Below are 11,336 nucleotides of genomic sequence, written 5' to 3'. Positions count from 1 at the left end.
CATAGTCATGTTTGTTAAAAAATGTCTTAAATACAATTAGTTTAAACAACTTCAAATAAAGGTTACCGACCTTGTAAAATATGTATGAAAGTTATGAAAGAAAAGAGTATCATTAAGATAAAGCGTTACAACTCGCCATGTGGAGTTTTGATGCTCGGGTCGTTTGGCGATAAGCTCTGCCTTTGTGATTGGCAGGTCGAGAAGCATCGTGACCATGTGGACAGGCGTCTGAAACGAATCCTGAAAGCAGAGTTTGAGGAAGGAACATCAGAGATTATCGGGATGGCAGAAAAGCAGCTTGACGAGTTCTTTGCTGGAGAACGCAAGACGTTTGATGTGCCATTGATGTTTGTTGGTACGGATTTTCAGAAAACGGTATGGAATTTCTTGCTGACAATACCTTTCGGGAAAACAATTTCATACGGAGAAATGGCAAAAGAAATCGGTTTGCCAAAAGCTGTCCGTGCGGTTGCCAATGCAAATGGCGCTAACTCTATTTCGATTTTTGCTCCATGCCACCGTGTCATCGGCAGCGACCATTCACTGACAGGCTACGGAGGTGGTTTGGAAGCCAAACAGTTGTTGTTGGAGCTGGAAGGTATTCTGTAAAAGCATCATTGGAATGAAAGGAATACAGGACGAAGTGAACTATGCCCGCATTGCTGAAGCCATCCGGTTCATAAGGGATAATCGTAAAGAACAGCCGGATTGAAAACCATAGCTGAGACCGTGAATATGAGTCCGTTTCATTTTCAACGGATTTTTAAGGAGTGGGCAGGAATTACTCCTAAACAGTTTCTGCAATATCTTAACATAGAATATGCCAAGCGCATATTGCAACAGACACACGCATCACTTTTCGACACAGCTCTGGAAGTGGGATTATCCGGTACAGGGCGGCTACACGATTTGTTTATCACCATCGAGGGGATGACACCCGGAGAATACAAGAACGGTGGCGAGAATCTTTTAATCAATTACAGCTTTGCCACAACTCCTTTCGGAGATATATTGATAGCCTCTACTCCAAAAGGTATATGCAGCATGGAATTTGCCGATGACCATATTCAAGCGTTCAGCTCATTGCAAAGAAAATTTCCAAATGCCAAGTTCATACAAACACTTGACAGCATTCAGCAGAATGCCTTGTTCATTTTCACACAAGACTGGAGTAAACTCAGTGAAATAAAACTACACTTGAAAGGAACTGAATTTCAGATGAAAGTATGGGAAGCATTATTGAAAATTCCTATGGGTGGAATGACCACATACGGCGACATTGCTGCAAGCATAGAAAACCCACGAGCCTGCCGTGCAGTAGGTACAGCTATTGGTGAGAACCCCGTAGCATTCCTTATTCCATGTCATCGTGTAATCCGTGCAACAGGAGAATTCGGTAACTATCATTGGGGCGAAATCCGTAAAACAGCCATTATTGGCTGGGAAGCAGCAAAACAAGAATCTATTAGATGACATAAAACAAATAATATCCTCTACCGCTATAAAACACCCATCGCCCTCGATTTGTCTGAAATCGTATATATCCTACAAAAACAATGATAGTTCGTTTGGATTTTCCCAAACGAACTATCGGTCGTTTTGCCACCTAAAGATAAAATAGGGTGGCTGAAACTTACATCGCTTGTCTCACGACAAACGCTCTTAGTTACCTTAAATATCTAATACCATGAAAAACACACTGCAAAATTATATAATATTTTTACAAAAGCAAACAGTATTATTATATTTTACTTATAATAAATATTAATTAACAGACTTCTCCTGCAAAACGTGTAATAATCATATACAAAAAAGCCATAATACTTGTTGAAAAATGAGTATTATGGCTTATGTTGGTAAATGTAGTTTTCTGACTAAATTACTTTACCTTGGCAACAATTGCCTTGAATGCCTCTGGGTGGTTAACAGCGAGGTCAGCGAGAACCTTACGGTTAATCTCAATACCAGCCTTATGAAGAGCACCCATCAACTGTGAGTAGCTGAGTCCCTCAAGACGAGCTGCTGCATTGATACGCTGAATCCACAATGCGCGGAATGTGCGTTTTTTGTTCTTACGGTCACGATACGCGTAAGTGAGACCTTTCTCCCAAGTATTCTTGGCAACAGTCCAAACATTTTTACGTGCTCCGAAATAGCCACGGGTGAGCTTAAGGATTCTCTTGCGCTTTGCGCGAGATGCAACGTGATTTACTGATCTTGGCATAGTTTTCTTACTTTTAAAAAGTTAGACAATAAGATTAACGTAGACGCAGCAAGTCACGAACCTGCTTTGTGTTTGAAGAATCAACAATTTCAAAACCGAGAAGGTTTCTCTTCTGTTTCTTTGTCTTCTTTGTCAGAATGTGGCTGTGAAAAGCGTGACGACGCTTAATCTTACCTGATCCGGTGAAAGAAAAACGCTTCTTTGCAGCGGAATTAGTCTTTACTTTTGGCATTTTTTTGTTGTTTAATTAATTATTAATATATTGTGGCAACGCATATACCAGGCGTTACGCACTTATTTCCTATGCTATATGCTGGATATTAATCCTCAAATTTGAGATTGGCAAGAGCCTCTGCACCTTTGGCATTTGCAGCAAGTCCACCATTTGCAGGAGTCTCGACCTCAGCCTGCTGTACTGATTTCTTTGCTTCAGCCTCACGGCGTTCACGGTCAAGTTTCTGCTGTGATTTCTTTGCCACACCGGACTTCTTTGGCGCAATGAAGAGGAACATCTTCTTGCCCTCAAGCTTTGGCATTTGTTCAACCTTTCCGTACTCTTCCAAATCATTGGCAAAGCGCAGGAGAAGCACTTCTCCCTGTTCCTTGAAAAGAATCGAACGTCCACGGAAGAAGACATACGCACGAACCTTGTTTCCTTCTTCAAGGAACTCTTTTGCATGCTTGAGTTTGAAATTATAGTCATGCTCGTCTGTCTGAGGTCCGAAACGAATCTCCTTGACTTCCACCTTCACCTGCTTTTGCTTCATTTCCTTTGCCTTTTTCTTCTGCTGGTAAAGGAATTTAGAGTAGTCAATGATGCGACAAACCGGTGGTTCGGCATTTGGCGAAATCATGACAAGATCCTCCTCACGGCTTCTCGCCATTTGGAGAGCCTCACGTGTGGAGATGACCATAGCTCCGTCATCACCTACAATACGTACCTCTTTGCAACGAATCTGCTCATTGATACGGTATTGGTTTTGCTCTTTCTTTTTGTCTATCTTCATTAAACGTTGTATGGTTTGGCTGTTACCATTAAATATTGATTTTGCAAAAAATCGGATGCAAAGATACTAATTTTCATTAATATATATAGTATCAAAGTATCTTTGCATCACGACTTTTAACATAATTTACAACAAATCTCAGTTTTCAGGCTTCAAATTGGTAGCTTTAAGCATTTCTGCAACTTCGCCAAGTATACGCTCTGCAAATGCCTCTTTTGGCATAACCGCCTGGTCTCCACCACCCTGCTGACGCATTGCTACGGTTCCTTCCGCAGCTTCTTTCTCACCGACAATAACCATATAAGGTACGCGCTTCAATTCATTGTCACGAATCTTGCGACCGATTTTCTCATTGCGGTTATCCACAGTTGCACGCACACCTACAGTGTCGAAATAATTGGCAACCTCCAAAGCATAGCTATTGTACTTCTCAGAAATAGGAAGGATGGCGACTTGCTCCGGAGCAAGCCAAAGTGGGAAATGACCTGCGGTATGCTCTATGAGTACTGCCGTAAAGCGCTCCAAAGAGCCGAATGGGGCGCGGTGAATCATCACCGGACGACGCTTAGAGTTGTCCTCTGCTGTATATTCCAAGTTGAAGCGCTCCGGAAGGTTGTAGTCAACCTGGATTGTACCAAGCTGCCAACGACGACCGATAGCGTCTTTCACCATGCAGTCAAGCTTTGGTCCATAGAATGCAGCCTCGCCCAACTCACAACGTGCTTTAATGCCTTTTTCCTTGCAAGCGTCAATGATAGCTTGTTCTGCAGATGCCCAAACTTCATCTGATCCAATGTATTTCTCCTTGTCTTCCGGGTCGCGCAGAGATATTTGGAACTCTACCTGATCTTCTCCAAAGCCAAATATTGTGAATACTGTTTGGATAATAGACAGTACACGAAGGAACTCATCCTTAACTTGGTCCTGACGGCAGAAAATATGTGCGTCATCCTGAGTGAATGAGCGTACACGAGTAAAGCCGTGAAGCTCGCCGGATTTCTCGTAACGATAAACAGTTCCGAACTCAGCACAACGGAATGGCAAATCTTTGTATGAACGTGGCTTCCATGCAAACACCTCACAGTGGTGCGGACAGTTCATCGGCTTAAGCATGTACTCCTCATCCTCTTCCGGAGTATGTATTGGTTGGAAAGAGTCCTTTCCATAGTGTGCATAATGACCCGAAGTCACATACAGGTTCTTGGAACCGATATGAGGAGTTATAACCTCCTGGTAACCAAAGGTCTTTTGTATCTTGCGAAGCATATCCTGAAGACGGATGCGAAGGTCTGTGCCTTTCGGCAGCCATATAGGAAGACCCTTTCCCACCCTCTCTGAGAACATGAAGAGTTCCATCTCTTTGCCTATCTTGCGATGGTCACGCTTCTTTGCCTCTTCAAGCATAAGAAGGTACTCATCAAGCATCTTTTTCTTTGGGAATGATATGCCATAGAGACGCTGCATCTGGTCTTTTGTGGCATCACCACGCCAGAATGCTCCGGCAATGGCAGTCAGCTTTATTGCTTTGATGTCTCCAGTTGAGACAAGATGAGGACCTTTACACAAGTCTGTAAAGTTGCCCTGAGTATATGTCGTAATAGAGCCATCAGCAAGATCCTGCTCTATATGCTCACACTTATAAGTCTGACCGGCAGCACCGAACTGTGCAAGGCAATCTGCTTTTGATATTTCCTGACGGACAACAACTTCGTTCTTGCGTGCCAACTCAATCATCTTGTCCTCTATCTTCTTGAAATCCCCCTCTTTTATCATCTCGCCATTAGGCAGAAGGACATCATAGAAGAAGCCGTTTTCAACAGCAGGGCCGAAACCGAACTGGATTCCGGGATATAATTCCTGAAGAGCCTCGGCGAGAAGATGGGCACTTGTATGCCAGAATGTGTGCTTTCCCTGCTCATCATCAAACTTATACAAAGCAATACGAGCATCTGCCTCTATCGGTCTGTTAAGTTCTACGGTCTCCCCATTTACGCCGCAGGATACAACGCTGCGTGCGAGAGCCGGAGAAATGCTCTCTGCAATTTGAAAACCGGTAACGCCTGCCTCATACTCGCGCACGCTACCGTCTGGGAATGTTATTCTTATCATTGATTAATTTGTTTTTACAGGCAAGTCGTACGGATGACATGCCACATTACTATTCAATATGCAAAATTAATATATTTTTCTCTAAATCAAAGAAAAGAACAGACTTTTTTGTCCGCAAATTCCTTTTAACGTGGATTTTTCTCTTTATTCAGCTTTTTCATAACGCTGTAAGCACTATACAAGCCCAACTCACCGGCCTTGCTCAAATCATTCATGCCCTCTTTCCGCTTGTCGGAGAAGACATAGCACAGTCCACGGTTAAAATACGCTTCCTGCATTCGCGAATCTTTCTCAATAGCCTGTGTGAAAGCTTCTATCGCGCCTTTATAGTCCCCTACTTTTGCCATGCGAGTGCCTTGAACATAGTAGTCTGTTGCCTCTGTCGGCTCCAAACTTGAAGAGAAATCTTCCGGAAGAAGCTCTATCTTCACACTCTTGTTCTGAATCTTGCCACGATATTCACTCTGGTACTCATGCTCTTTCTGATTATCGTCCTCGACAACAAGCGAGCTGTACTTATTCAAGTCAATATCGCTCTTTTTGCGCATTTCCTTCAACTTGGACTTGCTCCAACGTTTCTGTATTCCCAAGTGCTTGTCCATCTGGGCTTTCAGAATCCTGAACTCATCCTTTTCTGCCTTTCCTGTCATGCCAAGCCTACGATAACAATTCGCACGGCGTGACAATCCTGTCCAGAAATTAGGGAACTCATCTATCACCTTGGAATAGTCCCTGATCGCTCCATGCAAATCTCCTGTTGCATCAAGCAATATTGCACGGTTAAACAACGCCATTATATTGCCCGGCTCCATCTGCAAGACATAGTCAAAGTCTTCTATGGCTCTGTTGTCATCACCTACCTGCTGGCGCAGAAGCCCGCGGTTATAATGCGCGAGGAAATTGTTCGGGTCTATGTCAAGAGCTATGTCATAGTCGGACATTGCGCCACGCAGATTGTTTATATTACAGCGTGCAAGGGCTCTGTTTATATAACCGGCAACAAATTTCGGACGAATATGCAACGCTTTTGACAAATATTCGTCTGCATCCTTCCACTCCTTCCTGTTCAAAGAAATGCTTGCACGTGTCATCCACGTATCAGCATTGTATGGGTCAATCGCAATACTTTTATCAAGCCATTCGGTAGCTGACGCCGTATCTTTCTGCTGGATAAACAATTCCGCCTTAATGTTATAAGCACTTGAAAATGTGTTCCATTTGCCTATAATCGTATCGAGTTCAAGATGTGCCTTGTCGTACTCCTTGTTCTCCATACGACAGACAGCACGATTGTACCAATAGCTCTTATTGGTAGGATTACGCCTTACCGCATCCGTATAGTCAACAATCGCTCCCGAATAGTCTTTTTGCCGAATACGCGTTATGCCTCGAAGATCATAAAGCTCCGACACATAAGGGTTTAACCGCAGTGCCTCTGTGGCATCCTGCTCCGCACCACTGTAATCGTCAAGGTAGAATTTCGCGACAGAACGCATGTACCATGGCTCATACAGATGCGGCTTGGCATTTATTATTTGTGAAAAATACTGTATGGACAGAGCATAGTCCTCATAGTGCAATGCAATTTTTCCGGTCGTCATGAGACGATCGGTGTTGAATTGTGCCTTTCCAACCAAGGAAAAGCACAAAAGCATTGAAAATGTCAGTATTCTGTTCAAACTGCTATACAACCGGAATCCGTTTCCTTTTCACCCAAACACAATTACGCTTCACACTCTTGGAGCCTTTGTCTTGTATCCGCAACGGAAACGACCATGCAGAAGAGCTTTCAGCTTAGACTTTATCAGTTGCTTGCGCAATGGAGAAATACGGTCAATGAACATGTGTCCTTCCAAATGGTCGAATTCATGCTGCATCACACGAGCAAGGTAACCTTCAACCCATTCGTCATGATGATTGAAGTCCTCGTCCACATACTCTACATGGATACGTGTCGGACGAGTGACATTCTCATGGATAGCCGGCAAAGACAGGCATCCCTCCTGCAAAGTTTCCTTCTTTGCATCCTCGTCCGACTCTATGATGTGGGCATTGATGTAGACTTTCTTGAAATCCTTATATTCAGGGAAATCATCTGCCAACGGGTCGAGGTCTATGACAACCACCCTGACCGACTTGCCCACCTGAGGCGCTGCAAGCCCTATTCCCTCACTCACAGCAAGTGTCTCCCACATATCCTGAATGAACTGCTTCAAATCCGGATAATCAGAGGTAATGTCTTCGGCAACCTTCCTCAATACAGGTTGCCCGTAAGTATATATAGGTAATATCATAATTATTTCTCCATAATTTATTTGAAACGACGAGACTCCATGTAATCCTGAAGAATTATCGTTGCAGAAATCTCGTCCACAAGTTCTTTGTTTTGCCTGGCTTTCTTATGCAACCCGGCATCAATCATCGTGCGGTGCGCTATCACAGATGTGAAACGCTCATCATAGAGCACAATCTCTTTGTCAGGAAAACTTTTCTTGAGAAGCCCGACAAACGAGCGGACACGCTGAAGGTTCTCGCTTGGCTTACCATTCGGCTGCCATGGCTCACCGACAACAATCGTCGCCACCTCCTCCTTTGCGCAATAGTCCTTCAGGAACCGCATCAAATCAGATGTAGCGACAGTCACTGACCCATTTGCAATTATCTGCAATGGGTCAGTGACTGCCAAACCTGTACGTTTCTTTCCGTAGTCAACAGAAAGTATTCGCATATAAATTCTCTAAACGTGCAACCTTCATTTACATTATTTGCTGTACAGCAACCAAGCGTCAGGATACTGTGAGCGGAGGTTGTTGCGGCTCTGCACAGCCTCTGCCTTGCTGTCAGATGTTGTAGCCACAACGCGATACATGTTGTTAGAAGGGTTGAAGACAATCTGAGAACCGGGGATACGGCTCTGGAGATTCTCTGCATTAGCCTTAAGTCCGAAAGAGCCGACAACCACGCCGAAGCCCTTTATTCCTGCTCCGCTGACAAGCTGCACCTTCTCCGAACGCACAGCAACATTGTCATTGTTGTCCATTGTACGGTTGTCAGTAACCGGACGCTCCACAACCGGAGCCACAACCTGCTCTGTAGTCTGCTGCTCTATGACTGTTGTATTTTCCTGAGCCTGAGCCTTCTCATAAGCCTTGCGGTATGCAGACTCTTTGCTTGAACCACAGCTTGCCAACACTAAACCTGCGCAAACAGCCGCGCAAATAGTAATACTTTTCTTCATGATATATAAATAATGATTGTTTCTGACTGATTTTATCTGGGTACAAAATTAATAATAAATCGCGACATATCCAACAAAAACTGTATAAAAATAATAAATTCAACAAATTATCCTGCGTTTTAGCATAATTTTAGACGGAATATTTGGACGGGTATAAAATCTTTCTTACTTTTGCGACACGAATTCACAATCGTAATTATTATCAACTTAAAAACTAAAGAATTATGAAGACATTAGGTTACATTGGCGCATTCCTCGGTGGCGCTATCGCTGGTGCAGCAATCGGTCTGCTCGCAGCTCCGGAGTCAGGAAAAGACACACGTAAGAAAATCTCATCAACGATCAAGGATTTCTGTGACAAGCACAACCTCGAGCTTTCCAAGAAGGAAATGGCTGAACTCGCAGAGGACCTCGTTGATATCAATGCAGAGTAATAATGTTCAGTAACGACAAGAACATAGAGAAACTGGCTCTTATCATAGAGTCATTCAAAGACTACATTGGGTTGCAGAAGGAATTTCTGCAACTCAGTGCTGTTGAAAAAATAGTGCGCCTGCTGACATTCGTCCTGCTGGCAATCATATTATCATTTTTCATCCTGCTTTTCATCATATTCCTCTCATTCGCTGCCGTATACGCATTAAGCGACATAATGCCTACATTCGCAGCTTTCCTTACCGTTGCAGGATTCTATCTTCTGCTGTTCATGCTTATATATGCCAAACGCAAAGCATGGATACAGAAACCTCTAATCAAACTTTTTGCAGAAATACTCACAAACTGACCCCATTCCATGTACAACGACATCGACGACATAATAGCCAAGAAAGCTGAACTGCAAAAAGCCATCAATCGGAAAGAAAAAGAAATCTCCATCCTTTGGGAGGATGTCTTTCACCCGAAAGAGGACAAAACTTTCAGCACTCCATCACAACGCCTTCTTAAATATGCCAACACCGGATTGGGACTAATGGACGGCGCACTCCTTGGCTGGAAACTTTATCGGAGATTGAGAAAATAAAATTCTCAACAAAATTAGCACTCTAAATAGTTCGCACTCCACATCCGTTTCGCTATTGCACTGGTTTTCAATGTGTCTGCGAAGCGGATTCTTTGTTTTCTTAAGACCTCTTCTTATAACAGAATACACTGACATCGTTCTTTGCCCGCATAAGATTTTGACACTAAAGCGAAGCAAATCCTTTTCTTTCTTTATTTTCTTAGAGCAATTCCCTCTTGAAAAAAGAATGCAACTTCGAGAAAACAACAATTATTTGCCCCGAAATTTGGCAGTCTCACGACAAATGCTTAATTTTGCAAAACCTATCCGAATATCCTGCTCCGAGAACCTTCCGCAACGAAGCGTCGAAGCCACAAGAGGATGAGGGTGGGTGCATATTTATTGAAGAGCGTAACTTAACGCTTGTGCTTGACGATTCGGAATGTCGCAACCTCCAATCACAGTCAGGAACAAGGCAGCGGGGACGCCCTATGGGTGTGTTATACACTTTCCGGTCTGTCAATGGTGCAGCAAAAGCACTCTTTTAGTGGGTCGTGTATAAACATATCGGTGTGGGCTTCGGCGTTGCTCGTTCAACTGTGATGGGCAATGCGACAGCCTCGAATCGTGGGACGAGCGGCAAGGACTCCCACACTTTTTTGTATCTATGCCAGCATAACTTCCCATTTCTTTATTCTCCGCCCGTTGGGAGCAGGACGGCTCATTGTGAAACACCATGCATGCCGGAAAACTGATAGACCGGAAACTGAAACGTCAGCAACGCTCACAGGCGTGGTTGGCACGCGCACTCAACTGCTCCCCTGCCAATGTCTGCAAAATAATCAGCCGTCAATATATCGACACCGACACACTGACCCGTATCTGCAAAGTCCTCAACCACAATTTCTTTGATGACCTTGCAAAAAGCCTGTAACAATGCTCCACACAAAACTTATTTTGCCTTCCTAAGAACCAATAAGAATATTCTTTATCCGCATAAGACCGATTTCTTTTGCACCCTGAGACAGGAAATTATGCACAGAAAACATCTGATTCCCATACGAAAAAACTGCATTAGTTTTCTAATGCCCTATTTATCATAATAGTAAAAATCAGGCTTCTTTAAGCGAAAATTCACACTTCACATTGGAAAAGACAGCCTTCAACAGTGCCAAAAGATATCTTCTCCTATACAAACAGTATCACTTTAGCCCGCAAAAGGCTATGATTTATGCTCCAAACAGTAACAAACAAGCCATTTTTCGCACATGCAAAGAAAGAACAAGAACAAAACTTATTGGTTTTCAAAGCAATAAATGGCAACGGAATTCCTGCGATTTTCAGAGGGTTTTCCTTTCAAAAAATCTACAGCCGATTCTCTGAGGGCAAAAATACCCTGAGTTTTCTAATTCCCCTCCCTGTGTCCGATAAAATCAAGTAACAATATTGCTCTAAGAAACCAAAGAAAAGAAAGAATCTGCTTCGCCATTACACTTATCTTAAATGTACATCCAAAGAAAAACTCTTTATTTTCTTTGGATTCTTTGAGCAACAATAAAACCATTAACTAATTGGCAACGTTTCATTAACCAATCGGAAATGCGAAAACAGCAGTCCTTGATTATTTCTTTGTAATTTTGCAACAGAAATATTAGATATGAAGTTGTTTAAACTAATTGGATTTAAGACATTTTTTAACAAATATGACTATGAATGCCAGATAGTTCCACCCTTTCCAGCTATCCACAGTTGTGTCAA

General features: G+C 43.1%; 14 protein-coding genes and 1 pseudogene. 7 read left to right on the top strand and 8 right to left on the bottom strand.

Going from position 1 to position 11,336, the window contains the following annotated elements:
• Positions 1 to 93 precede the first annotated feature (93 nt).
• Together E5358_RS14700 and E5358_RS14695 are read left to right on the top strand one after the other, a co-directional pair.
• Positions 94 to 609, top strand: coding sequence for a methylated-DNA--[protein]-cysteine S-methyltransferase (locus E5358_RS14700; protein WP_135940911.1), 516 nt, complete (start codon positions 94 to 96; stop codon positions 607 to 609).
• A gap of 13 nt (positions 610 to 622) precedes the next feature.
• Positions 623 to 1,473: pseudogene (locus E5358_RS14695) on the top strand (methylated-DNA--[protein]-cysteine S-methyltransferase).
• Between the two features lie 406 nt (positions 1,474 to 1,879).
• Here E5358_RS14695 and rplT read toward each other — a convergent pair.
• The 8 genes from rplT to E5358_RS14655 form a co-directional block, all read right to left on the bottom strand.
• Complete coding sequence (gene rplT, locus E5358_RS14690) at positions 1,880 to 2,224, bottom strand: 50S ribosomal protein L20 (RefSeq protein ID WP_135940910.1); 345 nt, start codon at positions 2,222 to 2,224, stop codon at positions 1,880 to 1,882.
• Between the two features lie 34 nt (positions 2,225 to 2,258).
• On the bottom strand, positions 2,259 to 2,456 hold the full coding sequence (gene rpmI / locus E5358_RS14685; protein ID WP_135940909.1) for a 50S ribosomal protein L35: 198 nt from the start codon (positions 2,454 to 2,456) through the stop codon (positions 2,259 to 2,261).
• 88 nt (positions 2,457 to 2,544) lie between these two features.
• Complete coding sequence (gene infC, locus E5358_RS14680) at positions 2,545 to 3,231, bottom strand: translation initiation factor IF-3 (RefSeq protein ID WP_135940908.1); 687 nt, start codon at positions 3,229 to 3,231, stop codon at positions 2,545 to 2,547.
• A gap of 138 nt (positions 3,232 to 3,369) precedes the next feature.
• Complete coding sequence (gene thrS / locus E5358_RS14675; RefSeq protein WP_135940907.1) at positions 3,370 to 5,340, bottom strand: threonine--tRNA ligase; 1,971 nt, start codon at positions 5,338 to 5,340, stop codon at positions 3,370 to 3,372.
• A gap of 125 nt (positions 5,341 to 5,465) precedes the next feature.
• Positions 5,466 to 6,995, bottom strand: coding sequence for a tetratricopeptide repeat protein (locus E5358_RS14670; protein WP_135940912.1), 1,530 nt, complete (start codon positions 6,993 to 6,995; stop codon positions 5,466 to 5,468).
• Between the two features lie 75 nt (positions 6,996 to 7,070).
• Positions 7,071 to 7,634: a peptide deformylase gene (def, locus tag E5358_RS14665; protein ID WP_135940906.1), complete on the bottom strand. Its 564-nt coding sequence runs from the start codon at positions 7,632 to 7,634 to the stop codon at positions 7,071 to 7,073.
• 17 nt (positions 7,635 to 7,651) lie between these two features.
• A complete protein-coding gene (ruvX, locus tag E5358_RS14660) occupies positions 7,652 to 8,068 on the bottom strand; it encodes a Holliday junction resolvase RuvX (RefSeq protein ID WP_135940905.1) in 417 nt (138 codons plus the stop codon).
• A gap of 33 nt (positions 8,069 to 8,101) precedes the next feature.
• Entirely contained in the window at positions 8,102 to 8,578 is a 477-nt protein-coding gene (locus tag E5358_RS14655) for an SPOR domain-containing protein (protein WP_135940904.1), read from the bottom strand.
• Positions 8,579 to 8,802: 224 nt separating this feature from the next.
• Here E5358_RS14655 and E5358_RS14650 point away from each other — a divergent pair, with 224 nt between their 5' ends.
• The 5 genes from E5358_RS14650 to E5358_RS14630 all read left to right on the top strand — a co-directional run bounded on the left by E5358_RS14650 (position 8,803) and on the right by E5358_RS14630 (position 10,512).
• A complete protein-coding gene (locus E5358_RS14650) occupies positions 8,803 to 9,012 on the top strand; it encodes a YtxH domain-containing protein (protein WP_135940903.1) in 210 nt (69 codons plus the stop codon).
• Positions 9,013 to 9,014: 2 nt separating this feature from the next.
• On the top strand, positions 9,015 to 9,362 hold the full coding sequence (locus E5358_RS14645; RefSeq protein ID WP_135940902.1) for a phage holin family protein: 348 nt from the start codon (positions 9,015 to 9,017) through the stop codon (positions 9,360 to 9,362).
• A gap of 9 nt (positions 9,363 to 9,371) precedes the next feature.
• Complete coding sequence (locus tag E5358_RS14640) at positions 9,372 to 9,599, top strand: hypothetical protein (RefSeq protein WP_135940901.1); 228 nt, start codon at positions 9,372 to 9,374, stop codon at positions 9,597 to 9,599.
• Positions 9,600 to 9,892: 293 nt separating this feature from the next.
• Positions 9,893 to 10,126 carry a hypothetical protein gene (locus E5358_RS14635; RefSeq protein WP_135940900.1) on the top strand — a complete coding sequence of 78 codons (234 nt, stop codon included), beginning with the start codon at positions 9,893 to 9,895 and terminating at the stop codon, positions 10,124 to 10,126.
• 188 nt (positions 10,127 to 10,314) lie between these two features.
• On the top strand, positions 10,315 to 10,512 hold the full coding sequence (locus E5358_RS14630) for a helix-turn-helix domain-containing protein (protein ID WP_135940899.1): 198 nt from the start codon (positions 10,315 to 10,317) through the stop codon (positions 10,510 to 10,512).
• Positions 10,513 to 11,336: the final 824 nt, after the last annotated feature.

Source organism: Palleniella muris (assembly GCF_004792655.1).
GTDB lineage: Bacteria > Bacteroidota > Bacteroidia > Bacteroidales > Bacteroidaceae > Prevotella > Prevotella muris_A.
This window is presented reverse-complemented; position numbering and strand designations above follow the sequence as displayed.